Origin of the sequence: Achromobacter pestifer, assembly GCF_013267355.1 — a bacterium.
GTDB lineage: Bacteria > Pseudomonadota > Gammaproteobacteria > Burkholderiales > Burkholderiaceae_B > Achromobacter > Achromobacter pestifer_A.
In genome coordinates this window covers 2,566,635-2,590,605 of record NZ_CP053985.1, presented here as the reverse complement: position 1 = coordinate 2,590,605, position 23,971 = coordinate 2,566,635, and the positions used below count along the sequence as shown (strand labels likewise).

21 protein-coding genes and 1 riboswitch are annotated in these 23,971 nt (G+C 66.6%); of the genes, 5 read left to right on the top strand and 16 right to left on the bottom strand.

Going from position 1 to position 23,971, the window contains the following annotated elements:
• Nucleotides 1-25 precede the first annotated feature (25 nt).
• Both ribB and FOC84_RS12530 read right to left on the bottom strand, forming a co-directional pair.
• Nucleotides 26-745, bottom strand: coding sequence for a 3,4-dihydroxy-2-butanone-4-phosphate synthase (gene ribB / locus FOC84_RS12535; protein ID WP_173144700.1), 720 nt, complete (start codon nt 743-745; stop codon nt 26-28).
• Between the two features lie 111 nt (nt 746-856).
• Nucleotides 857-1,011, bottom strand: a riboswitch (FMN riboswitch).
• 111 nt (nt 1,012-1,122) lie between these two features.
• Nucleotides 1,123-1,647: an SET domain-containing protein gene (locus tag FOC84_RS12530; protein ID WP_173144699.1), complete on the bottom strand. Its 525-nt coding sequence runs from the start codon at nt 1,645-1,647 to the stop codon at nt 1,123-1,125.
• A gap of 107 nt (nt 1,648-1,754) precedes the next feature.
• Between FOC84_RS12530 and FOC84_RS12525 the strand changes: the two genes are divergently transcribed.
• Nucleotides 1,755-2,675: a bestrophin family protein gene (locus tag FOC84_RS12525; protein WP_173144698.1), complete on the top strand. Its 921-nt coding sequence runs from the start codon at nt 1,755-1,757 to the stop codon at nt 2,673-2,675.
• 7 nt (nt 2,676-2,682) lie between these two features.
• On the opposite strand, the gene FOC84_RS12520 is transcribed toward FOC84_RS12525, so the two are convergent.
• Nucleotides 2,683-3,153, bottom strand: a complete 471-nt coding sequence (locus FOC84_RS12520; protein WP_088155027.1) for an Lrp/AsnC family transcriptional regulator — start codon at nt 3,151-3,153, stop codon at nt 2,683-2,685.
• A 93-nt stretch (nt 3,154-3,246) separates the two neighbouring features.
• Between FOC84_RS12520 and ilvB the strand changes: the two genes are divergently transcribed.
• Nucleotides 3,247-5,067, top strand: a complete 1,821-nt coding sequence (gene ilvB / locus FOC84_RS12515; protein ID WP_173150113.1) for a biosynthetic-type acetolactate synthase large subunit — start codon at nt 3,247-3,249, stop codon at nt 5,065-5,067.
• A gap of 37 nt (nt 5,068-5,104) precedes the next feature.
• Here ilvB and FOC84_RS12510 read toward each other — a convergent pair whose 3' ends face one another.
• The 5 genes from FOC84_RS12510 to FOC84_RS12490 all read right to left on the bottom strand — a co-directional run bounded on the left by FOC84_RS12510 (nt 5,105) and on the right by FOC84_RS12490 (nt 11,456).
• Nucleotides 5,105-5,884, bottom strand: coding sequence for an SDR family oxidoreductase (locus FOC84_RS12510; protein ID WP_173144697.1), 780 nt, complete (start codon nt 5,882-5,884; stop codon nt 5,105-5,107).
• Nucleotides 5,885-5,993: 109 nt separating this feature from the next.
• Nucleotides 5,994-6,848: an ABC transporter permease gene (locus FOC84_RS12505; RefSeq protein ID WP_173144696.1), complete on the bottom strand. Its 855-nt coding sequence runs from the start codon at nt 6,846-6,848 to the stop codon at nt 5,994-5,996.
• Between the two features lie 13 nt (nt 6,849-6,861).
• Nucleotides 6,862-7,632 (bottom strand): ABC transporter ATP-binding protein, encoded by a 771-nt coding sequence (locus FOC84_RS12500; protein ID WP_173144695.1) that lies wholly within the window; start codon nt 7,630-7,632, stop codon nt 6,862-6,864.
• Nucleotides 7,632-8,690: an ABC transporter substrate-binding protein gene (locus tag FOC84_RS12495; RefSeq protein ID WP_173150111.1), complete on the bottom strand. Its 1,059-nt coding sequence runs from the start codon at nt 8,688-8,690 to the stop codon at nt 7,632-7,634. Before FOC84_RS12495 ends, FOC84_RS12500 begins: the two co-directional genes overlap by 1 nt.
• Nucleotides 8,691-8,831: 141 nt before the next feature.
• Nucleotides 8,832-11,456 (bottom strand): DNA topoisomerase III, encoded by a 2,625-nt coding sequence (locus tag FOC84_RS12490; RefSeq protein WP_173144694.1) that lies wholly within the window; start codon nt 11,454-11,456, stop codon nt 8,832-8,834.
• Nucleotides 11,457-11,518: 62 nt separating this feature from the next.
• Here FOC84_RS12490 and FOC84_RS12485 point away from each other — a divergent pair, with 62 nt between their 5' ends.
• The gene (locus FOC84_RS12485; protein ID WP_173144693.1) at nt 11,519-14,149 is read left to right on the top strand and encodes a GDYXXLXY domain-containing protein; all 2,631 of its coding nucleotides are present in this window, start codon (nt 11,519-11,521) and stop codon (nt 14,147-14,149) included.
• Here the strand turns inward: FOC84_RS12485 and gluQRS are convergent.
• The 4 genes from gluQRS to FOC84_RS12465 form a co-directional block, all read right to left on the bottom strand.
• On the bottom strand, nt 14,136-15,032 hold the full coding sequence (gene gluQRS, locus FOC84_RS12480; protein ID WP_173144692.1) for a tRNA glutamyl-Q(34) synthetase GluQRS: 897 nt from the start codon (nt 15,030-15,032) through the stop codon (nt 14,136-14,138). The two genes, FOC84_RS12485 and gluQRS, sit on opposite strands and share 14 nt — an antisense overlap.
• Before the next feature lie 66 nt (nt 15,033-15,098).
• Complete coding sequence (locus tag FOC84_RS12475; RefSeq protein ID WP_173144691.1) at nt 15,099-15,557, bottom strand: DUF494 family protein; 459 nt, start codon at nt 15,555-15,557, stop codon at nt 15,099-15,101.
• Between the two features lie 240 nt (nt 15,558-15,797).
• A complete protein-coding gene (locus tag FOC84_RS12470; protein WP_173144690.1) occupies nt 15,798-17,822 on the bottom strand; it encodes a TRAP transporter permease in 2,025 nt (674 codons plus the stop codon).
• A 110-nt stretch (nt 17,823-17,932) separates the two neighbouring features.
• Complete coding sequence (locus FOC84_RS12465; RefSeq protein ID WP_173144689.1) at nt 17,933-18,892, bottom strand: TAXI family TRAP transporter solute-binding subunit; 960 nt, start codon at nt 18,890-18,892, stop codon at nt 17,933-17,935.
• A gap of 252 nt (nt 18,893-19,144) precedes the next feature.
• Between FOC84_RS12465 and FOC84_RS12460 the strand changes: the two genes are divergently transcribed.
• A complete protein-coding gene (locus FOC84_RS12460) occupies nt 19,145-20,284 on the top strand; it encodes a DSD1 family PLP-dependent enzyme (protein ID WP_173144688.1) in 1,140 nt (379 codons plus the stop codon).
• A gap of 76 nt (nt 20,285-20,360) precedes the next feature.
• On the opposite strand, the gene FOC84_RS12455 is transcribed toward FOC84_RS12460, so the two are convergent.
• The 3 genes from FOC84_RS12455 to FOC84_RS12445 form a co-directional block, all read right to left on the bottom strand.
• Entirely contained in the window at nt 20,361-20,489 is a 129-nt protein-coding gene (locus FOC84_RS12455; protein ID WP_173144687.1) for an entericidin A/B family lipoprotein, read from the bottom strand.
• Between the two features lie 55 nt (nt 20,490-20,544).
• Nucleotides 20,545-20,730, bottom strand: coding sequence for a CsbD family protein (locus FOC84_RS12450; protein WP_173144686.1), 186 nt, complete (start codon nt 20,728-20,730; stop codon nt 20,545-20,547).
• Between the two features lie 141 nt (nt 20,731-20,871).
• Nucleotides 20,872-22,419 carry a PAS domain S-box protein gene (locus FOC84_RS12445; RefSeq protein WP_173144685.1) on the bottom strand — a complete coding sequence of 516 codons (1,548 nt, stop codon included), beginning with the start codon at nt 22,417-22,419 and terminating at the stop codon, nt 20,872-20,874.
• Nucleotides 22,420-22,574: 155 nt separating this feature from the next.
• Between FOC84_RS12445 and FOC84_RS12440 the strand changes: the two genes are divergently transcribed.
• Nucleotides 22,575-22,817: a hypothetical protein gene (locus FOC84_RS12440; RefSeq protein ID WP_173144684.1), complete on the top strand. Its 243-nt coding sequence runs from the start codon at nt 22,575-22,577 to the stop codon at nt 22,815-22,817.
• Nucleotides 22,818-22,910: 93 nt separating this feature from the next.
• Here FOC84_RS12440 and FOC84_RS12435 read toward each other — a convergent pair whose 3' ends face one another.
• Entirely contained in the window at nt 22,911-23,876 is a 966-nt protein-coding gene (locus tag FOC84_RS12435; RefSeq protein WP_173144683.1) for a Bug family tripartite tricarboxylate transporter substrate binding protein, read from the bottom strand.
• Nucleotides 23,877-23,971: the final 95 nt, after the last annotated feature.

Below are 23,971 nucleotides of genomic sequence, written 5' to 3'. Positions count from 1 at the left end.
AGTTCCGGCGCCGCCTGTGCAACGATCAGACCGTCGTGGCCATCTCCAGCACTTCGTCGTCGATCGCTTCGGCCTGGCCGTCCTTCAGCTGTTGCAGATGGTCGGCCAGTTCGGCGATGGTCAGCGCCACCAGCCCGTGCTGGGCGGCGTAACGCTCAAGCGCGGCGCCGCGCATCATCGTGCCGTCGGCGTTCATCAGTTCGCACAGCACGCCGGCCGGGCGCATGCCGGCTAGCACCGCCAGGTCCACCGAGCCTTCGGTGTGACCGCGGCGGGTCAGCACGCCGCCCGGCTGGGCGCGCAGCGGGAACACATGGCCGGGGCTGACGATGTCTTCGCTTTGCGCCGACGGCGAGATGGCGGCGCGGATGGTGGTGACGCGGTCCACGGCCGACACGCCGGTGCTGACGCCTTCGCGCGCCTCGATGGAAACCGTGAACGCGGTGGCAAAGCGGCTCTGGTTGCGCTGGACCATGGGCGGCAGTTCCAGCCGGTCCAGGGTTTCGCCGGGCAGGCACAGGCAGACGATGCCGCTGCCGTCGCGGATCAGTTGCGCCATGACCGGCACGGTCAGCTTGTCGGCGGCCACGATCAGGTCGGCTTCATTTTCGCGGTCGAAGTCGTCCATGAGAATGACGGGGCGGCCCAGGCGCAGATGATGCAGGGCGCGCTGCAAGCGGGCGGCAAAGGGCTGCGAAGCCAGGCTGGGGATGGGGGACTGCGGGGTAAGGGTAACGTTGGACATTTGAAACGCTCTCGCAAGTTGAAAGGGGCGAAAAACGTTTCAGGGCTACTCGACAGCCGAACGCAATACGGCAGTCCAGGCGCGGGTGCGCCCGGTGCTACCGCTGTGCCGGCACATCTTCTCTCATCCGGACTATGACCGTCGGCCCTGGCATCTCACCAGATCTGCTGACCCCGGTGTCCGTGAAGGACGCCAGGCGCTCGCGGGCTCGCCACATTGCATGGCATACCGCCGGTGGGGAATTGCACCCCGCCCTGAAGACGTACTGCATGTCGTGTTAACGACCTGGAGGATTGTACGCCTGTCCGGGGCGGGGCCTGGAATACGCTTGCTGCGCCTGGGGTCTTCGGCTTGGCGGGGTCCGACCCCGCCGGGGATCACGCGACGGCTTCGGCGGCTTCGGGCTCGTCGGTGTTCTTTTTCTTCTTCTTTGCCGGCAGCGCCAGCATCGTGCCGCGGCAGGGCGGCGTGCCGCAGAGACAGCGGTAGCCTTCCTTCAGCTTTTTGGTGATGCGGCCGTCCAGCACCAGGCCGTAGTCGTAAGACAGTTCGGTGCCGCGCGGGAGGTCGCGCAGCGCGACGATGTAGACGCGCTTGCCGTGCTTGCCTTCCTGGGCCTCGCAGTTGGGCTCGCAGGAATGGTTGATCCAGCGCGCGTCGTTGCCCTTGTCGCCACCGTCGATCACGCGGCCGGAGCTGAGCGCGAAGAAGAAGGTGTGGAAGGGATCGTCCGGATTGGTCGGATGGCGGCGGTCGGCTTCCTTGGCGCTGATGCGTTCGCCGCCGTACTCGATGATGCGCGTGCCCGCGGGAATCTTGCGCGCGGCGAAGACGCCGTTGCCGTGCAGCTTGGAGCGGCGGACGACATGCCAGGGCTTGATCGGGGTGTCTTCGTTGGTCATTGTTGAGTGGAAGTGGCGGTGAGACGAAACAGAATTATATCGGCGCCTATTTGACAGCTTGATGGGCGTATAGTGTGCGCCGCCCTGTCCCTCCCTGAATACGCATCATGATCGTCCGTCCGCGTCCTTCCGCGCTGGCTCTGTTCTTTGTCCTGCGCGGCTCCATCATCCCCCGCATCTTCAGCCGCATTCTTGTCATCACGCTGCTGTCTTGCGCCGTGGTGTGGATGTACCACCAGCAATGGTTTTCGCCCGCACATCTGTCGGCGGTGCCGTTTTCGCTGTTCGGCCTGGCCCTGTCCGTGTTCATGGGCTTTCGCAACAACGTCTGCTACGACCGCTGGTGGGAAGCGCGCAAGCAGTGGGGCGACCTGATCGTGCAGGCGCGCAGCCTGGCGCGCGAAAGCGCGGTGCTGCTGGCGGCCAGCACCGCCAATCCGGTGCAGGAACGCATCGTGCGGCGTTGCATCGGCTTCGGCTACGCGCTGGCGGCGCGGCTGCGGCAGGAAGACATGGCTTCTGCCGCGCGCCCCTGGGTGCAGCAGGACGAGGCCGAGACGCTTAACGGCTGCCGCAACGTGCCCGACGCCCTGCTCATGGCCATCAACCGCGACCTGGCGGCCTGCCTGCGGCGCGGCGAGCTGAGCGACATCCTGTACCAGGGCCTGACTCAGCGCGTGGCCGCCTGCGCCGCCATCCAGGCGGCCTGTGAACGCATCAAGTTCACGCCTTCGCCCTTCGCCTATTCGCTGCTGCTGCACCGCACGGCCTGGCTGTTCTGCCTGCTGCTGCCCTTCGGCCTGGTGGGCACGCTGGAATACATGATGCCGGCGGCCGTCACCATCGTGGCCTATACCTTCTTCGGCCTGGACGCCGTGGGCGACGAACTGGAAGACCCGTTCGGCTCCGACGAGAACGACCTGCCGCTGTCGGCCCTGGCCCGCGTGATCGAGATCGATTTGCTGGAAGGCCTGGGTGTGCGGCCCCTGCCCGAGCCCGCCGTGCCGGTGGACTTCGTGTTGCGCTGACGCGCGTCTATTCCGCCATGCCGGTCAGCGGCAGCTTGGTTTCCTTCAACCGGCGCAGCACGAAGCAGGATTTGCTGTGCCGGATGCCCGGGATGCGGTAGAGCTGCTCCCGCAGCAGCCGCTCGTAGTCGCGGGTGTCGCGCACGGCGATGCGGATGTAATAGTCGTAGTCGCCCGACACCAGGAAGGCTTCCAGCACCTCGGGAATCTGCGCCAGCGCCCGGCCGAACTCGTACAGCGTTTCCTCGCTATGGCTCTCCAGGGTGACGTGGACGATCACCGTGTCCATGAAGCCCAGGCTGGCCGGATCGATGTCCACGGTATAGCCACGGATCACCCCGGCGCTTTCCATGCGCTTGATGCGGTTCCAGCACGGCGTGGATGACAGGCCCACGGCCGCGCCGATGTCGTTCAGGCTGGCGCGCGCGTTGTCCTGCAGCACCTTCAAAATGGCGAGATCGAACTTGTCCAGGTTCATTTTCTTTGATTCCCTAAAATCAAAGATAAATTTACTCTGTCTGGTGGTTATTCGTGGAAAAGAAGATAAATATTCTTCCGATCTACGAATAAGATAGATAGCATGAATGATCGCCTGCACCCCACCGCCGCCGCCGCGCTTGCCGCCACTGAACGCCCCGCCGATAACGGGGCGAAAATTCTGCTCGACACGCTGATTGCCTACGGCGTGGATACCGTCTTCGGGTATCCCGGGGGCGCGGTGCTGCCGCTGTATGACGCCCTCTACGCCGAGCCGCGCCTGCGCCACGTGCTGGTGCGCCACGAGCAGGCCGCCGTGCACGCCGCCGAAGGCTATGCCCGCAGCACCGGCCGTACCGGCGTGGTCTTCGTCACGTCCGGCCCCGGCATGGCCAACACCACCTCCGGCCTGCTGGACGCCATGTGCGATTCGATCCCGGTGCTGTGCATCAGCGGCCAGGTCGCCACGGCGGCCATCGGCACCGACGCCTTCCAGGAATGCGACGCCATCGGCATCTCGCGCTCGGTGACCAAGTGGAATACCCAGGTCCGCTCGGTGGACGATGTGGCGGCCGTGGTGGCCCGCGCCTTCGAACTGACCCGCCAGGGGCGCCCTGGCCCGGTGCTGCTGGATTTCCCCAAGGACGTGCAGCTGGCGGTGCCGCGCGACGCGGATGACGATGCCGTGCCCTCGCAACAGCGGCTGGCCGCGCTGCGCGCGCGCCGCCAGGCGGGCAAGCTGGCGCCCAAGCTGCCGCAATCCGCCGTGCGCCGCGCCGCTGCGCTGATCGCCCAGGCCAAGCGGCCCATCTTCTACGGCGGCGGCGGGCTGGTGAACGCCGGTCCCGAAGCCTGCGAGGCCTTTACCGATCTGGTGCGCCATACCGGCGCGCCTTGCACTCTGACCCTGATGGGCCTGGGCGCATTCCCCGCGTCCGACCCGCAGTTCGTCGGCATGCTGGGCATGCATGGCACGGTCGAGGCCAATCTGGCCATGCATAACGCGGACCTGGTGGTCTGCATCGGCGCCCGCTTCGATGACCGCATCACCGGCAAGCTGTCGGAGTTCTGCCCGCATGCGCGCAAGATCCACATCGACATCGACCCCGCCTCCATCAACAAGGTGGTGCGCGTGGACGTGGCGCTGGTGGGCGATTGCCTGCCGCTGGTGCGCGCGCTGCGCGCCGAACTTGGCGACGACCCCATGGACGCGGCGCGGCTGGCGCCCTGGTACAAGCGCATCGCCGCCTGGCGCGCCCAGGACTGCCTGGGCTATACCCCGGCGGCCGACGCGATCCTGCCGCAGCACCTGATGTCGCGCCTGAACGCGGCGCTGGCGGACCGCGACGCCATTGTCTCGACGGACGTGGGCCAGCATCAGATGTGGGCCGCGCAGTACCTGCGTTTCGACAAACCCAACCGCTGGCTGACCTCCGGCGGCGCAGGCACCATGGGCTACGGCGTACCCGCCGCCATCGGTGCGCAAGTCGCCCATCCGGACAAGACGGTGGTCTGCGTCAGCGGCGACGCATCAGTGCTGATGAACATCCAGGAACTGTCCACCGCCATGCAGCACCAGACGCCCGTCAAGGTCGTGCTGTGCAACAACGGCTACATGGGCATGGTGCGGCAGTGGCAGGAGCTGATCCATGGCGGGCGCTACAGCCACAGCTACAACGCCTCGCTGCCCGACTTCGTGGCGCTGGCCCGCGCCTTCGGCTGGGGGGCGGCCCGCGTGGATGACCCGGCGCAGCTGGATGCGGCGCTTGCCGAATGCCTGGCGCATGACGGCCCCTACTTCCTGGACGTGGCGGTCTCGGCGCAGGAAAACTGCTTCCCGATGATGCCTGCCGGGCACGGGCATCAGAAGATGATGCTGGCCGAAGGCGTCTGGTATCAGGACGAGACGACCTGATCGCCGCAGGGCTGCGGGCGCAGCCCTGCATCCCGCTTCAAAACTGGATCGACAAGCCGCCGTCCACCACCAGCACGTGCCCGTTCACGTATGACGCCGCGGGCGACGCCAGGAACACGGCGGCGCCTGCGATTTCTTCGGGTTCGCCCCAGCGCCCCATGGGATTGCGCGTGGCGATGCGCGGGCCCACGTCAGGGTCGGCCACCATGGTGGCGTTGGTCTCGGTGGCGAAGGTACCCGGCGCGATGGCGTTGCTGGTGATGCCGTGGCGGCCGAATTCCGCCGCCAGCGCGCGCACCATGCCCGTCAAGCCTTGCTTGGCCGCGGGATAGACCGCATCGCCCGAGCGTGCCAGTTCGCCCACCACCGAGGTGATCGCGATCATGCGGCCGCTGCCCTGGCGCACCATGCGTTCGGCGGCGAACTTGGCCAGCAGCATGCCGGCGACCAGGTCCGTGTCGATCAGTTCGCGGATCTCGGCGGGGCTGGTGTCGCGCAAGGTCTTGCGGTTGCGCGCGCCGACGTTGTTCACCAGGATGTCCAGGCGGCGGTGGTCGCGGTCTATGTCCAGGAAAGCGCGTTCCATGGCGGCGTCGTCGCTGATGTCGAACGGCAGCGGATGCGCGTCCAGGCCGGCGGCAGTCAGTTCGCCCGCCGCAGCCGTGGCGGCCTCGGCATTGCGGCCGTTGATCAGCACGCGCGCGCCGCAGCCAGCCAATGCGCGTGCGATACAGAAGCCCAGCCCGCGGGCCGAGCCGGTCACCAGGGCGACTTGCCCCGTCAGGTCGAAATTACGCAAATACGGCAGGGTGTTCATGTCCATCGTCCAGAGTGCTTCGTCTCGATCAGGGCCGCGCGGATCCGGCTCCGCGGGTCCGCAGCGGCGCCCCCTGGGGGGAGGCGCGCAGCGCTGCGGGGGGATCTACCTATTCCCGGAACTCTGGCGCCCAGTGCAGCAGCCGCCGTTCCAGCCAGGTCACACAATAAACCAGCGCGATGCCGACGATGGACAGCAGCGTCACCGCCGCGAACATATCGGTGGCGTTCAGCGTCGCCAGCGCGGTGATCATCAGATAGCCCATGCCCGTCGTGGATCCCACGAACTCGGCCAGCACCACGCCGATCAGCGCGAAGCTGATGGCATTCGGCAAGGCCGCGAAGGTCCACGCGGCCGCGGTCGGGATGCGCACGCGCCACAGGATCTGGCGCGGCGAGCCGCCCAGCGTGCGGCAGAAGTCCACCAGTTCGCGCTCCACGCTGCGTCCGCCCTTGTAGGTGTTGAAGAACACCAGGAAGAACACCACGAACCAGGACGTCACCACCTTGGAGGCCAGGCCCAGCCCGAAGAACATGGTGATGAGCGGCACGAAGGCGATGCGCGGCATCGAGTTGAAGGCCACGATGAAGGGGTTGAACACATCGGCCAGGAAGCGGCTGCGGCTGAGCGTCATGCCCACCACGAAGCCGCTGCCCACGCCCACCAGCAGCCCCACCATGGTGGCCTGCAGTGTCAGCCATAAATGCGGCCAGACCGAACGCGGGCCGGGCTGCAGCCATTCCCACAGCCGCACCGCCACGCGCGAGGGCTGGCTGATGAAGAAGGGATCGAACAAGGTGTTCTGGGTGAACCAGGGGATGCGCGTAAGCGTTTCCCAGGAGCCCAGGATGACGGCAAGTATCAGCACTTGCCACAGCGTGATGCGCAGCCGGCGCGCGATGCTGGCGCGGCGGTCCAGCCGCAGCTGGTCCTGCAAGGAGTCGGCGGAATAAGTCGTGGTCATGACGCGTATCGGTTCAGGCGGCGGCGCGGAACTGCTGTCCCAGCACACTCCAGAGGCTTTGCACGTGGGTCACGAACTGCGGCGTTTCGCGCAGCGTGAAGACGTCGCGCGGGTGCGGGATGTCGATGCGTTCGTCCAGCAGCACGCGGCTGGGCGGACCTGACAGCACCACCACGCGGTCCGACAGCAGGATGGCCTCGTCCAGGTCGTGCGTGACCATGACGATGGTCTGACCCAGCTTGCGCCAGATCTCGATCAGTTCGCGGTGCAGGTGCGTCTTGGTGTGCGTGTCCAGCGCGCCAAAGGGTTCGTCCAGCAGCAGGATGCGCGGCTCGACCGCCAGGCTCATCAGCAGCGCCACGCGCCGCCGCATGCCGCCCGACAGCTGGTGCGGAAAGGCGTCGGCGAACTGGCTTAGGTGGCCCATTTCCAGCAGCTCGGCCACGCGGCGCTCGATCTTGTCGGCGGCCACGCCCTGGAACTTCAGGCCCAGCGCCACGTTTTTCCTTACGCTGAACCAGGGCAGCAGCGTGTCCTTCTGGAAGATGTAGCCCAGGGCCGGCGGCACCTGCCCGTCGACGACGCGGCCATCCACGCGGATGGTGCCGGTGGTTGGGCGCAGAAAGCCGGCGATCATGTTCAGCAGCGTGCTCTTGCCGCAGCCGGACGGCCCGACGATGGAGACGAACTCGCCTTCCGGGATCGTCAGGCTGACCTCGCCCACCGCATGCGTGGTGGCCTGGCGCGTCTGGTAGGCCTTGCCCACCCGGTCCAGCGTGATCATCAGAGGCCCCGGGCGCGGCGCACGAAGCTCATGTTCACGCAACGGTCGTAAGGCACGGTCTTCATCTCGTCGTTGGAGAACTGGCGGCCGTCGCCCATGATGGCCGTCATGCGGTCATAGGCGTCCTGGGTGATGATGTTGTCCTTCAGGAACACCGTTTCCTTGTAGACGCCCAGCGTCTTCTCGATGGCGGCGCGCGGGAAGGCGTTCAGGTAGTCGTCGTAGATGGCGTCGGTGACGGCGGCGGCGCTGTTGGCGCTGATGAAGTCCTGCGCGCGGACCAGCGCCGTCACGAAGGCCTGCACCACTTCGGGGCGTTTCTGGATGGTGTCCTGCAAGGTCAGGGCCGCGATGCCGGGCACGTCGCCGCCCATGAATTCGTTCCACGAGCTCTCGGTCGTGGCGTCGAAAATGGGCACGCCCCAGCCTTCTTGCTTGGCCTGTTCCATCATGGACATGGTGGCCATGCTGGCCGACACGGAGCCGGTCTTGAGCGCGCCCAGCATGGTGGCCAGATCGCCCAGGGGGCGGATGTCCACCTTGTCGGCCACGCCGGCCTTCTGCATCAGGTACAGCGCCATCAGCCAGGTGCTGGACTGCGGCTGGGTGGCGCCCACGCGCTTGCCGGCCAGGTCCTTCAGCGATTTGATCTTGCCGCTGTCGAAGTCCTCGCGGCGCACGATGACGTTGGCGTAGGTGAGCTTGCGGTCAAAGCCGAACACCAGCGTGGCGGGCTTGCCGGCCAGCGTCAGCGCGGGGGCGGCCGTGGCTGCCGTGGCGCCGAACACGATCTGGCCCGCGGCCAGCAGCTGGTTGGTGCGCGGACCGCTCTGCGAATTCAGGTATTCGACTTCCAGGCCGCCTTCGCCGAAGTAGCCCTTCTTCAGTGCAACATAGCCCGCGGCAAAGAACGGGTCGATGCTGCCCTGGCCGTAGACGACGCGGCCGAGCTTGGGCTGCGCGAACGCGACGCGGCCATTGACCAGGCTGAAGCTGGCCAGCGCGCCTGCGGCGGCGAGCACGCGGCGGCGGGTGGTGAAGTCGGGGCTGTTGCTCATGTCGTCCTCGGTATAGGTCTGGTTGCAGCGGTTTGGCGTAGACAATACCCCAGCCACTGGCGTCCAACAATGGAAAACGCCCGGTTGCCCGGGCGTTGTGCGCGATGGTCGGGTAGCGGCGCGTCGGACGCCGTGCCCGTTTTACGCGGCGGTCTTTTTCGGCGCAGCCTTCTTCACCGCTTTCTTGACGGCCGTTTTCGTGGCCGTTTTGGTTGCGGTCTTCTTCACAGCGGCCTTCTTGGCCGGCGCCTTTTTGGCGGCGGTCTTGGTCGCGGTTTTGGCAGCCGTCTTGGCCGGCGCGCGGCCCGGCTTTTCAGGACGCGGCTCGAACTCGAAGCCGATCTTGCCGTCCGGCTGGCGGACGAGGAAGGCCTTGAACTTGCGGTTGGTGCGGCTGGAGACGAAGCCGTCGAGCAGGTCGGTGCGGCCGTTGGTCAGCAGCTTTTCCATCTGCTCGCGCGAGATTTCCTGCTGCAGGATGACCTTGCCCGACCGGAAATCGCAGCTCTTTTCGGGGCCGACGGATTTCTCGCAGACGTAGCTCATGCCGTGCTCGAACACGCGCGACTGGCACTTGGGGCAGGAACCCACCGGCGTGTGGCCGGAGAAGTCCACGGCTTCCGCGTCGTCTTCGTCGTTCTGGCCGAAGTCGAACTCCAGCTTGAATTCATCGCTGATGCGCAGGATGGCGGCGAACGGCCGGCCCATCTTGCTGATGAAACCTTGCAGGGGGCCGATCTCGCGCTTGGCCAGCAGCTCTTCGACTTCCGGCAGTTCGAACGTGCGGCCGCCCGGGTGCTTGCCGATGGAGAAGTCGCAGGCGGTGCAGGCAAAGCGGCGATAGTTTTCCTTCACCACGGCGCCGCACTTGGGGCACGGCGTCTGCAGCGTGGCGTAGTCGCCCGGCACCGTGTCGCGCTCGTATTCCTTGGCGCGCTTGACGATGACCTGCGTCATCTGCGCGATCTCGCGCATGAAGGCTTCGCGGTCCAGGGCGCCCTGCTCGATCTGCTTGAGCTTGTGTTCCCATTCGCCGGTCAGTTCCGGCGAGGTCAGTTCGGTCACGTCCAGGCCGGACAGCAGCGTCATCAGCTGGCGCGCCTTGGCGGTAGGCACCAGGTCGCGGCCTTCGCGGCGCAGGTAGACCTCGTTGAGCAGGCCTTCGATGATGGCGGCGCGCGTGGCCGGCGTGCCCAGGCCGCGCTCGGACATGGCTTCGCGCAGTTCTTCGTCGTCCACCAGCTTGCCCGCGCCTTCCATGGCCGACAGCAGCGTGCCTTCGTTGAAGCGCGCCGGCGGCTTGGTCGACAGGCCGACGGCCTCGACGTCCTCGGTGCGTACGGTCTCGCCGTCCGCCACGGGCACCAGGTTGGCGTCTTCACCCTGGGCTTCCTTGCCGTAGACAGCCAGCCATCCCGGGCTGACCAGCACCTTGCCGTCGGTGCGGAAGCGGTGTCCCTGCACTTCGGTCATGCGGGTGGTCACGCGGTATTCCGCGGCGGGGAAGAACACCGCCAGGAAGCGCTTGAGCACCAGGTCGTACAGCTTGGCCTCGGCCTCGCTCAGATCGTGCGGGATCTGCAGCGTGGGGATGATGGCAAAGTGGTCCGACACCTTCTTGTTGTCGAAGATGCGGCGGTTCGGCTTGACCCATTGATTGCCAACCACGGTTTCCGCGTGGCGCGACAGGCCGCCCACGGCATTGGAGCCGCCCTTGGCCAGCGCGCGCATGGTTTCCTGCACCGTGGTGACGTAGTCCTCGGGCAGGTAGCGCGAATCGGTACGCGGGTAGGTCAGTGCCTTGTGGCGTTCGTACAGGGTCTGGGCCAGCGACAGCGTGGTCTTGGCCGAAAAGCCGAAGCGGCCGTTGGCTTCGCGCTGCAGCGAGGTCAGGTCGTACAGGGCCGGCGACATTTGGGTCGACGGCTTGGATTCCTCGGTGACGTTGCCCGGCTGTTCGCGGCAGGCGGCCACCACGCTTTGCGCGGCGGCGGCCGACCACAGGCGCGATTCGCGCTTTTCCGGGTCGCGGTCGTCTTTCTTGAACTGCGGGTCGATCCAGCGGCCTTCGTACAGGCCGGCGGCCGCCACGAAGGTGGCGCGCACTTCCCAGTAGTCGCGCGGCACGAAGCGGCGGATGCGCTCTTCGCGCTCGGCCACGATGGCCAGCGTGGGCGTCTGCACCCGGCCGACCGGGGTCTTGAAGAAGCCACCGTCCTTGCTGTTGAAGGCGGTCATGGCGCGGGTGCCGTTGATGCCCACCAGCCAGTCGGCTTCGGCGCGCGAGCGGGCGGCCGCTTCCAGCGGCTTGAGCTGGACGTCGTCGCGCAGGTTGGCGAAGGCCTCGCGGATGGCGGCCTGGGTCATCGACTGCAGCCAGAGGCGCTGGATCGGCTTTTTCACGCCCGCGTACTGGATGATGTAGCGGAAGATCAGTTCGCCTTCGCGTCCCGCGTCACAGGCGTTGATGATGGCGTCCACGTCCTTGCGCTTGGCCAGGCGAACCAGCAGCTTGAGCCGTTCGGCCGACTTCTTGTCGGTGGGGCCCAGTTCGAACTCGGGCGGAATCACGGGCAGGTGCGTGAAGCTCCACTTCCCCTTGACCGGATCGTTGGGCGCGACCAAGCTGAGCAAGTGGCCGATGCTCGATGCGAGGACGTAACGTTCGCTTTCAAAATAGTCGCCCTCGCGCGCAAAGCCTCCCAAGGCGCGTGATATATCAAGGGCCACCGAGGGCTTCTCGGCAATAATCAGCGTTTTATTCATGTGTATCCAGTGGCGGCAGTCCCGCCGTAGTAGCGCGGATAATAAGATCGGAGATTCGCCAGATGCAAGTCGGCACTGAAAGACAAGCGGGATCCGAACTACACGCTTGGCGTCAATTTCTGGCGCGGAGCACCCTCTGGCTAGGTGTTTTGCTGCTGGGAAGCGCCGCGGTTTGCTGGGTCGCCGCCAACTGGCAAGACATGACAAAAGTGCAGCGCTTCGCCGGCATCCAGGGCCTTTTGGCGATTTGTGCGCTGGCCGCCGCGTGGGCCGGACTGCGCCTGAGGGCCAGTCCAGGCGTGCGGCGCACCATACCGGGCGCCCTGCTCGCCCTGGCCGGCATCCTCCTGGGCGCCCTGCTCGCATTACTAGGCCAAACTTACCAGACTGGCGCCGATACCTGGGAATTGTTCGCCTGGTGGGCGTTGCTGCTGCTGCCCTGGGCGCTGGCCGCCGGCAGCCAGGCCGTCTGGCTGCTGTGGGCGCTGGTGCTGAACGTGGCGGTGGCCTTGTGGCTGGGCGAGCGGGTGTTCTCCTGGGTGCTGATATTCGGCGGCCCGGGCGTGCCCGGTCTGATGATGGCCGGCCTGAACCTGGTGCTGCTGCTGGGCTGGGAGCTGGCTGCCCGCCGCTGGCGCGCCAGCACCCTGGTCGGTCCGCGGGTCCTGGCCGCCCTGGCGATCAGCGTGCTGGTGCTGACCCAGATGCTTGGCGACTTCCTGGGCCGCGGCCTGGGCCTCTATAACGGCATCGCCTGGGTCGCGGTGACCCTGGGCCTGGGCTTCTATTATCAGAAGGGCCGGCGCGACCTGATCATCCTGGCCATGCTGGCCGCCGGCGTCATCTGCGTGTCGCTGCGGGTGGCGGGCGAATGGCTGCTGCGCCTGGAGCCCGGCGTCTGGGCGGCCCTGCCGCTGGCGGCGCTGCTCATGGCCGAGGCCGTCTTGGCCGCGCGCTGGCTGCGCCGGCTTGCCGGCGACCCGCAGACGGCGGTGGCCGCGGCCGCCGATTCCGAGCCGGCTGCGGCTTCGGCCGGCAACTCGGTGGACCCGGCCGACGCCAGCGCGCCGGTCGCGCAATTGGCGCCGGCCCCGGCGCCGCAGGCGGATCCGCCCTGGTACGTGCAGTGCCTGTTGGGCTTGAGCGCCTGGCTGTCGACGGTGTTGCTACTGGTGTTCATCGCCTTCTCGGGCTTCATCACCTCCGAAGGCGGCGCGCTGGTGGCCGGGCTGGTGCTGTGCGCGGCCGGCGTGGCGGTGCTGCGCAGCGATGCGGGCCCGTTCTGGCGCCAGTGCGGCACGGCCATGGCCTTTGCCGGGCAGATCCTGATCATCTTCGGGCTGTCCAGTTCGACCTCGTTCGCCAGCGCCTGCGTCTTCGTGCTGCTGATGGCGGCCACGGTCTACGCGGTCGGGCCCGACGTCATCCTGCGCTTCCTGAGTGGCCTGCTGATCGCGGCGGCGGGGGCGGGCCTGATCTGGCGCGGCCTGTCGCCCGACCTGGGCGGCGAAGACCTGTTGGACGCCTGGCTGGGCTTCGACGCCATGCGCGCCACCTTCGTGTGGCTGCCCATCGCCGTGACCGGCGCCTGGGCCACCGCCGTCATCTTCAGCCTGAGCCACCGCCTGGGCGGCAAGCGCGCCCACGCGCTGCAGCCGCTGGCCTGGGCCTTCCTGCTGTCGGTGCAGGGCATGGTGTGGCTGGCGGGCGGCATCTCCGCCCAGCAACTGCCCGCCATGTGGCAGCTGAATCCGCACACGGCGGTGCTTGTTATTGCAGGCGCGCTGCTGCCCGTGGGGGCCGCCTTCGCGGTGCTCTGGCCCCGCCGCCATGTGCTGACCGCGGGCGTCACCTGGGGCGTTCCGATAGCCCTGCTGATCCTGTCGCTGTTCTGGCTGCCTAGCCCGGGCGTGGGCTTCGCACTGGCCTGGCTGCTGCTGGGCTTCGGCTTGAACCAGTCGCGCGTGGTGGTGTTCGGGGTGATCAGCCTGCTGGCCTATCTGGGCGTCTATTACTACCAGTTGGACGTGCCGCTGCTGCAAAAGGCCTTGTGGCTGGGCGGCGCCGCGCTGCTGCTTTTCGTGCTGCGCGCCCTGGTGTGGCTGGTGCCGCGCCTGATGCGCACCATTGCCCCCAGCCGGCGCGCGCCTCTGCCGCCGGTGTCGGCGCCCTTGCGCTGGCGCACGCTGGCCATCCTGGGCGGCCTGGCGCTGGTGCTGGCGGTTACCAACGGCGGCATCTGGCAGCGTGAAAAGCTGCTGGCTTCGGGCAAGGTGGTCATCCTGGAACTGGCGCCGGTGGATCCCCGTTCGCTGATGCAGGGCGACTACATGGCGCTGAACTTTGCGGCCAGCCGGGAGGTCACGCGCCTGCGGCTGGGCGGCGAGCGTCCCGAGGCCGAGGAGTCGGTCATGGGCTACGAGCCGGACGGCTATGTGATGCTGCAGACCGATGCGCGCGGCGTGGGCCAGCCGCTACGCATCCAGCCCGACACCCACCCGCACAGCGAGGCGGAAGTGCCGCTGCGCTACCGCATCCGCGACAACAGCGTGCGCATCGTGACCAATGCCTATTTCTTCCCGGAAGGCCAGGCCGAGCGCTATCAGGTCGCCAAGTACGGTGAGCTGCGCGTCGCGGACAACGGCGAGGCGCTGCTCGTTCGGATGCTGGACCAGGATCTCAAGCCGCTGTAGCGGCGGGCAGCGGGAAGCGCCGCGCCCATTGGGCGGTGGCTTCCCGCAGGAAATGGCCGCGCTCCGCGGCGTCGATAGCGTCAAAGCCCAAGGCGCGCCAGGCGGCCATCAGCGCCGCCAGGGGCGCGCCGGTGTCGATGGGTGGGGCGCCGTTCTGCTTGGACAGTTTCAGGCCGCTGGCGGGGTCCAGGATCAGCGGCACATGCAGGTAGCGCACCGGCGGCAGGTTCAGCAGCCGCCCCAGCACGCGCTGGCGCGCGGTGGAGCTGAGCAGGTCCGCGCCGCGCACCACGTCGGTCACGCCCTGCGCGGCATCGTCCACCACCACTGCCAACTGGTAGGCCCACAGGCCGTCGGCCCGCCGCAAGGCGATGTCGCCCACCGCTTGCGCCACGTCCTGTTCCTGCGGACCCAGCCAGCGGTCCACGAAATGCTCCACGCCCTCCGGCATGATCACGCGCCAGGCGCGGGCCTGGCGGCCCTCCGGCAAACCGTGGCGGCAGGTGCCGGGATACGGCCGTTCACCGTCGGCGCCGGGCGTGGTCTGGCCGCGCAGCGCCGAATCGGCGATTTCGCGCCGGGTGCAGCCGCAGCCGTAGATCAGGCCGCGCGCGGCCAGGACGTCGAAGGCGGCCTGATAGGCGTCGTTGCGGCGCGATTGCCACATGATGTCGCCATCCCAGGCCAGGCCCAGCGCATCCAACTGGCCCATGATGACCTCGGCCGCGCCGGGCACCGTGCGCGGGGTGTCCACGTCTTCAATGCGCAGCAGCCAGCGTCCGCCATGGGCGCGCGTATCCAGCCAGCTGGCCAGCGCGGCAACCAGCGAGCCCGCATGTAACGGGCCGCTGGGGCTGGGGGCGAAGCGGCCGATGTAATTCACGATGGGATACCCGCGCGGCCTTGCGCGCGGGGTGGGGCAAGCGGCATCAAGCGACGCGGATGCCGGTCAATGCAGCAGGCGCACGCCGTCTTCGTCCAGCAGCTCTTCCAGGACCAGGTTGTCGATCTCGGCTTCCTGGCTCCAGAGAACCATGAGGGCGATGATCTTGATCTTGGACAGCGGCACGGGCGTTTCCGGCGAAGCCAGGCCCCGGTCGATGACGATCTCGCGCAGCGGCGCGGGCAGCACGCCGGCCGATTCCAGGAAGGCGATGAAGCCGATGGATTCGGTGCCGAGCTGCAGGTATTCGTTGTCGGTGTAGATCCGGGTGCCGGTGGCGGGCGCCTGGGCGAGATCGACGCAGCGTTCGGTGGTTTCGGCCAGGCCGTACAGCCAGCCTAGGGCGTCGTCGATGTCTTCGTGCTCGAAACCGGCGGCGGCAAGCCGCTTTGCGAGCACGTCGGCCGCAGGACAGGCTTGCGGCGTGTAGTAATTCTCGTACAGATAAACCAGGATATCGAACATATGGCGCAGTTTTGTGCCTGTGTGCACAGTCGGCCCGGAGATCGGCAGACCAGCAAACATGAATTTTACTTTACGCTGATTTAAAAGGCCGGGCAACCGCCCGGAAGGTGGAATGTTGTATGGCGTCACCTTGCGGCAACACGCGCACATTTTCACCTTAAATGCTGCCAATATTCATGATTCGGAGCAAAAAGGGGCGGGCCTCGCAGGTCCGCCCCTTTTTTTGTTTCACACCACTGGTCAGGCTGCCTTGGGCGCGCTTTCCAGCTTCAGCTGCGATAGCTGGCGCATGAATACCGGGATGCAGATCGCCAGCCCGGCCAAGCCGCTGGTCAGGCCCGGCAGGATCGTCAGCAAGGCGCCGATGGTGCACAGCCAGCGCTCCCAGCTCTTCATGCCTACCAACATGTAACGCGAGAACGCCGCCGACAGCAGCACCAGGCCGACCATGCAGCCGAATAGCGTGACGAAGAAGTCATACCAGGTGAAGCCCTGCACCGAAATCAGCAGCGAAGGCGAGAACACGAACACGAAGGGCACGATCAGCTTGGTGATGCCCAGCCTGAAGGCCGTGTTGCCGGTCTTGAACGGGTCGCTGCCCGCCATGCCCGCCGCCGCGTAGGCCGCCAGCGCCACGGGCGGCGTGATGTCCGCCAGGATGCCGAAATAGAACACGAAGAAGTGCGCCGCAATCGGCTGCACGCCCAGCTGCACCAGCGTGGGGGCGGCCACCGCCACCATGATCAGGTAGTTCGCCGTGGTGGGCACGCCGCAGCCCATCAGGATGCAGACGATGCCGGTCATGATGAGCGCGGCGATCAGCGTCAGCGTCTGCATATTGGCGATGGTGTCGGGGATCACCATGGCCGCGCCGCTGGCCAGCACCTGCGAGGCCGCGATCACGATGTACGAGATCTTGAACCCCACGCCGGTCAGCGTCACCACCCCGATCACGATGCCCACGGTGCCCGCGGCCGCGCCCACCGCCAGCGCGTACTTGGCGCCGGTCTCGAAGGCTTCGTACAGGTCGCGCCAGCGCAGCCGCTGGAACGGATTCAGCAGGCCTACGATGATGCAGCCGGTAATTCCCGCGAAGGCCGCCAGGTACGGCGTGCGGCCGCTAGCCAGCACGCCGATCAGCAGCACCAGCGGGATCAGCGTCGGCCAGCGCATCTTGAACGACTGCTTGAGCTTGGGCATTTCCTCTTCGGTCAGGCCGCGCAGCCCTTCGCGCTTGGCCTCGAAGTGCACCTGCATGAACATGCCGAAGAAGTAAAGGAAGGCCGGGAAGATGCCCGCGATGGCGATCTGCTGGTACGGAATGCCCAGGAATTCGATCATCAGGAACGCGGCCGCGCCCATGATGGGCGGCGTGATCTGCCCGCCCGTGCTGCTGGCGGCTTCCACGCCGGCGGCGAAGTGCCGCGGATAGCCGATGCGGATCATGGCCGGAATGGTCAGCGAGCCGACCGTGACCGCATTGGCCACCGACGAGCCCGACAGCATGCCGAACATGGCCGAACCGAACACCGACACCTTGGCCGGCCCGCCGGCATAGCGCCCGGCGACGGTCGAAGCCACGTCCAGGAACAGCTGGCCCAGGCCGATGCGGGTGGCCAGCACGCCGAACAGCACGAAGTGGAAAACGTAAGTCGCGACCACGCCGACCGCCACGCCATACACGCCCTGGCTGGTCAGGTACATGTGGTTGACGACCTGCGGCCAGGTGTTGCCGGCATGCTTGAGCAGGCCCGGGAAGTACGGCCCGAACATGGCGTACACCATGAACACGATGGCGATGATGGGCAGCGGCCAGCCCATGGCGCGGCGCGTGGCTTCCAGCAGGCCAATCAGCAGGATGGACCCCATCAGCACGTCCATGGGCATGGGATTGCCCACACGGAACGCCAGGTCCTCGAAGATGTAGGGGATGTACAGCACCGACAGCGCCAGCGCGATGGCGATGATCCAGTCGTACAGCGGAATGCCGCCGGGCGACAACCAGGTGGACTTGGGCTGGCGCTGGTAGTGCGACTTCGAAAAGCCGAACACCAGGAAGATCAGGCTCAGCACGAAAGCCAGGTGCACGCCGCGGTGCGTGGCCTCGCGCAGCAGGCCGAAGCCGGCCGTGTAGTAGTGAAAGAGGGACAAGGTGACGAGCAGGCCCGACACGATCCAGGTGGCCGTCTTGTCCAGCGGCCGGAAGCGGATTTCCGAATCGTACTTTTCCGCCAGCTGCTGGGTTTTTTCGTGGTCTATTTCCATCGCGGAGAGTCTCTGGTGATACAGCAAGCAGGGCCGCTCGTGGCGGCCCTGCTCAAACACGGCGAGTCAGATTGCGCCGTGATCTTTCCGTAAAAGGAGAGTCGGCTCGCTTATTTCAGCAGGCCCACTTCCTTGTAGAACTTCTCGGCGCCCGGGTGGAACGGAATCCCCGCGCCCTTGACGGCGTTTTCCTTGGTGATGAGCTTGCCCTTGGCGTGGCCGGTGTCCAGCGTCTTGCGCGTGGCGTCGCTGTACAGCGCCTTGGTCACGTCGTACACCACCTGGTCGGGGATCTTGGCCGAGGTCACCATCTGTGCGTTGACCGAAATGGTCTTCACTTCCGGGATGTTCTGGTACGTATTGGCGGCGATGACGTCAGGCGTGAAGAACTCCTGCTTGCCGCGCAGCGCGTCGATTTCCGGGCCCACCAGCGACACCAGTTCGATATTGCCCGTGGAGGCCAGTTCGGCGATCGCGCCGGCGGGGGCGCCGCCCACGAAGAAGAACGCATCCAGGCCGCCGTCCTTGAGCTTGTCGCCGGCCTGGTTGGGCTTGAGGTATTCGGCCTTGATGTCCTTGTCCGTCATGCCATAGGCGCCCAGGATCAGGCGCACGTCCACCAGGGTGCCGGAGCCCGGCTCGTCCATGGACACGCGCTTGCCCTTCAGGTCCGCCACGCCCTTGATGCCCGAGCCCTTGCGCGTCACCAGGTGGATGCTTTCCGGGTACAGCGTGGAAATCAGGCGCAGGTCCTGGGCCTTGGGCTTGCCATCGAAGGTGCCGGTGCCGCTATAGGCCCAGAAGGCCACGTCGGACTGCGTGAAGCCCGCTTCGAACGAGCCGCCGATGATGCCGTTGATGTTGGCGACCGAGCCGTTGGAGGCCACCGCCGTGGCAATGAGCTTGCCCGGCTGCGACACGGCGTTGCCGATGATGCCGCCCACCGGATAGTAGGTGCCGGCGGTGCCGCCCGTGCCGATGCGGAAGAACTGCTGGGCTTGCGCCGAACCGGCGGCGCCGACGGCGGCGGCCGCGAGAGTCAGGGCGGTGATCCAATTCTTGAGTTTCATGCGAGCTTCTCCGATTCTTGCTGACGGGTGTCGATAATGTGATTTCTGCCGTTGGGCGAATTCCCCCGGCAAAAATGTGCCTCCCCTGGGGGGCTTTCTTTATGATGAAATTCTGTCATGCCCACCCCCTGTAGCCAATGATTACAGGGCTATGGTTTTCCAGGGGGTCGCATCGCCCAAGGTTATGGGTGGTCCCGCTTTGGTTATGGTGTGCGCTTACATCTTTGCAGTGCTGATAACGGAGTTTCCAAGATGTCCCAGGAAGTCATACGCGGCATCGCGCTGCCCCCCGCCGCCCAGCCGGGCGATCCCCTCGCCCGCGTCGACACGCCCAGCCTGGCGCTGGATCTGACCGCCTTCGAAGCCAACCTGCGCGCCATGCAGGCCTGGGCCGACCGCCACGAAGTGGCCTTGCGACCGCACGCCAAGGCGCACAAGTGCCCGCAGATCGCGCTGCGGCAGGTGGCCCTGGGGGCGCGCGGCATCTGCTGCCAGAAGGTCAGCGAGGCCCTGCCCTTCGTGGCCGCCGGCATCCGCGACATCCACATCAGCAACGAAGTCGTCGGCCCAGCCAAGATGGCGCTGCTGGGCCAATTGGCGCGCGCCGCCAAGATCAGCGTTTGCGTCGATAACGCGCAGAACCTGGCGCAGCTGTCGGCTGCCATGGTCCAGGCCGGTGCCGAGATCGACGTGCTGGTGGAAGTGGACGTGGGCCAAGGCCGCTGCGGCGTATCCGACGACGCCACCGTGTTGGCGCTGGCGCAGCAGGCGCGCGCGCTGCCGGGCCTGAATTTCGCGGGGCTGCAGGCCTATCACGGGTCAGTGCAGCACTACCGCACGCGCGAGGAACGCGCCACCGTCTCCCGCCAGGCCGCGCGCATCGCCGCGTCCTACGCGCAGCTGCTGCGCGAAAGCGGCATCGCCTGCGACACCATCACCGGCGGCGGCACCGGCAGCGTGGAGTTCGACGCGGCCAGCGGCGTCTACACCGAATTGCAGGCCGGCTCCTATGCCTTCATGGATGGCGACTACGGCGCCAATGAATGGGGCGGCCCGCTCAATTTCCAGAACAGCCTGTTCCTGCTGTCCACCGTGATGAGCACGCCGACCCCGGACCGCGTGGTGCTGGACGCCGGCCTGAAATCGGCCTCCGCCGAATGCGGCCCGCCCGCCGTCTACGGCGAGTCCGGCCTGACCTGCATCGCCATCAACGACGAGCACAGCGTGGTGCGCGTGGAACCCGGCGCCACGGCGCCCGCGCTGGGCAGCGTGCTGCGCCTGGTGCCCGCGCACGTGGACCCCACCTTCAATCTGCACGACGGCTTGGTGGTGTTCAAGGACGGCGTGGTGCTGGACATCTGGGAAATTTCCGCGCGCGGCTTCTCGCGCTGAATCGACGCGCCCAAACGCAAAAAGGCTGGCGCGCCATCAGCGCGCCGGCCGTCAAAGCAGGTTGCCGGCTCAGGACTTACTGGGCCTTCTCCTGGATCTTTTCCCCGCCACGTTCGATGTCCTTGCCGGCACCTTCCATCGTGTTGCAACCGGCCGTGATGGCGGCTACCGCGAGCATCAGCGCAAGCCAGATTCGATTTGTCATTTTTTTCTCCTTTCGGCGTTTATGGGCGTAGCGGGTCATGCCGACGGCAGCCGCGCTATTTCTTGTTCAGCAAGTCCCGTGCCTGATCCTTGGCCTCGCCCACGTTGCGCTGCACCTTGCCCACGGTTTTCTCCGCCTTGCCTTCAAGCTCGGTCTCGCGGTTGCCGGTCAGCTTGCCGGCCGTTTCCTTGATCGTGCCTTTGACTTCCTTGGCAGCACCCTTGATGCGGTCGTTATCCATGTCGTCTCTCCTGGTTCCAGGTTGCGTAAAACCGCGCCGGAGCGGCCCGAGGGGCCTGGACTCCAGCTGCGGACGAACCCACTATAGGAAGCGCATGGCGTGCGCGTAAGAAGCGTGTGCATCAGTTCGGCTGGTACTTCTCTACCGAATCTTGTGGATCTGCCTTTCGGCCTGCTTGCCAGGTTGCTTTTGCTTTAGCGTTTGCTTGCGCGCCGGCTTTTCATATCCCACGATGCCGCGCTGCCGTGCCCAGATGATGGCCGCGCTGCGTCTGTGCACGTCCAGCTTGCTGTACAGCGCCGCCACATGATTGCGCACCGTGTTGCGCGACAAGTGCAGGCTGGACGCGATCTCCGGGTCCGTGTGGCCCTGGCACATCAGGCCCAGGATCTCGCGTTCGCGTGGCGTCAGGTCGGCCAATTCGCCTTGCCCCTGCGGCGTGCCTTCGGGCGCGCGGATCTGCGCCAGTTTCTCGATGACGGTGCGGCTGAACCACGAGGTGTCCTGCATGACCGTCTCGATCGCCTCCATCAGCTCCACCTCGTTGCGCTTGCGCTCGGTGATGTCCTGGATCGCCGCCAGCACGCAGGGCTGGTCCTGGATGGACACCGGCGCGGCCGACACCAGGCAGTCCAGCAGCGCGCCCTCGCGCGTGCGCAGCGCCATGTCCTGGCTGCGCACGCTGGCGCCCTGCTCCAGCGATGCCATGGCGCGGTCGTAGGCCTGCGGGTCGGTCCACAACTGCGCCAGCGCGTCCTCGTCGCGCGCCAAGGTCTTGGCGTCGTAACCCGTTGTGGCGATGAAGGCATCGTTGACTTCCAGCAGCTTGCCTGCCGTGGTGCTCAGCGTCATGGGCACGGGCGCCAGCCGGAACGCCGTGGCGAAGCGCTGTTCGCTATCGCGCAGCGCCGACTCGGCCTTGCGGCGCGGCTCCAGGTCATTGAAGGTGAACAGCATGCAGGGCTGCTCCGCGACTTCGATGGGCTGGCCCGCCACCACCACCAGCTTGGTGCCGCCGCCCTGCACCGCGATGCAGGATTCCATTTGAGGAATGGTCCTGCCTTCCTCCAGCCGTTGCAGCGCGTCTTCCCGTTGCGGCGTGTCGCCCAGCACGTCCAACTTGCGCAGGGACTTGCCCAGCACCTCTTCGCGCGTGTAGCCGGTCATCGTCAGAAAGCCGTCATTGACCTTCAGATAATGCAGGTCCTCCAGCGAGCAGATGACTGCCGGCGCGGGATTGGCGTTGAAGGTTCTTTCAAAGCGCTCTTCCGCGCTAAAGCGTTCGGTCACGTCCAGCAGCACCAGTACCATGCCCTCGGCCGCGCCCTGTGCATCGCGCAGCACCAGATTGCGCACCTGATGCATGCGGTTGAACTCCGGATCGCGCCGGCTGACCACTTCCACCACTACGTCCTTGAACGCCTCGCCCGCCAGGGCGCGGTCCAGCGGATACTGCGCCGCGCGCAGCACGCGATGGTTGCGATAGCGCAGCGCAAACGCCTTGCGGTAGCCGGCGGCGGTGCCGCCTAGCGCGGCCAGATCCGACGCGCCATGCATGGCCAGCGCCGTGTCGTTGGCCCAGACGATGCGACGGTCCTGATCCAGCAGGATGATGCCTTCGATCAGGCCGTCGATGATTTCCAGCAGATGGCGGCGTTCCGTCGTGAACGCCGTGGCGGTCTTCTTCATTCCAGCTCCTGGTTGAGCAAGAGATAGGAAGAAAGTACTAGATAAAGTCGTCCCGCGTGATCTGGGCGAACGTGAACATGGCTTCTATCGTGGGCTTGCACGATACGCGTGCCGCTGCGCGTGTAGCGCTACACGTGAATCTTCAGGAGACATCCATGAACACGAACCAGAAGCCCGGCGATCCCGCCAACCAACCCGGCATCGACCCGTCCCAGCGTCCCGGACAAGAACCCGGCGATGCGCCGGAAAAGCAGGCTCCCGGCCAGGTGCCGGGCAAGCCCGGCCCGGATGATATTGAGCCGGGCCGCACGCCGCCAGAAGTGCCCGGCAACCCGGGACAGCCTGGAGAGAAGCCCAGGCAGCCTGGCGAGCCAGGACGGCCGGGTGATCCGGCCTAAGCCGGCCCACCCATAGCTTTACCTCAGCCCATCATGCAAACCGCCCCGGCGAGGCGGGGCGGTTTGCTGCGGGCATGGCGTCTTGCGCGTCTATCAGTCGACCTGCGCGCCCGACTGCTTCACCGCCTCGCCCCACTTCTTCACTTCGCCGGCAATGAACGCGCCGGTCGCATCAGGCGTCAGCGGCATCGGCTCCGCGCCGCGGTCGCGGAAGAACTTCTGCATGTCCGGCGAATTCAGCACCTGGCCGATCTGCTTGCTCAGATAACCCGTTACCTCGGCCGGCGTATCGCGCGGCGCCAGCACCGCCGCCCAGCCGATGGCCTCGAAACCCGGATAGCCCGATTCCGCCACGGTCGGCACGTCCGGCAGCTGCGGCAGCCGCTTGGCCGTCGTCACCGCCAGCGCCACCGCCTTCTTGCTCTGCACATGCGGCAGGCCGGCAGTCACCGAGTCCACCATCAACGGCACCTGATGCCCCAGGAAATCCGCCTGCGCCGGGCCGCTGCCCTTGTACGGAATGTGGCGGATGTCGATCTTCGCCGCCGCCTTGAACATCTCGGCCGACAAATGCTGCGTGCCGCCGATGCCCGCACTGGCATAGGCCAGCTCGCCCGGATTGGCGCGGGCCTGCGTCACCAGCTGTTTGAGCGACGTGATGCCCGAAGCCGGCGTCGCCAGGAACATCAGCGGCACCGAGAACACCCCCGACACCGGCGCGAAGTCCTTGGTCAGGCTGTAATTGATCGTCTTGTACAGCGTCTGGTTCACCGCCGCGGCAGAGCCCGCGATCACCAGCGTGTAGCCGTCCGGCGTCGCACGCGCCGCCTGCTCCATCCCGATATTGCTGCCCGCGCCCGCGCGGTTCTCCACCACGATGGGCTGCTTGACGGCCGCGCCCAGCTTTTCGGCCAGCGCGCGCGCAAAGATATCGGTCGCCTGCCCGGGCGGGAACGGCACGATCAGGCGGATGGGGCGCTCGGGAAAATCGGCATGCGCGGTCGCCGTGGCCGCCGCCAGCGCCAGGCCGGCGGCAAGACTGGAAAGAATACGTTTCATGATTGGTCAGTAAAAAGCGACAAAGGGCTGCGCGCGGGGTGGCGCCTGTTGCATAAAATAGAGCGCCCGCGTTGTCAGCCCTTTTGAGGCGGCCC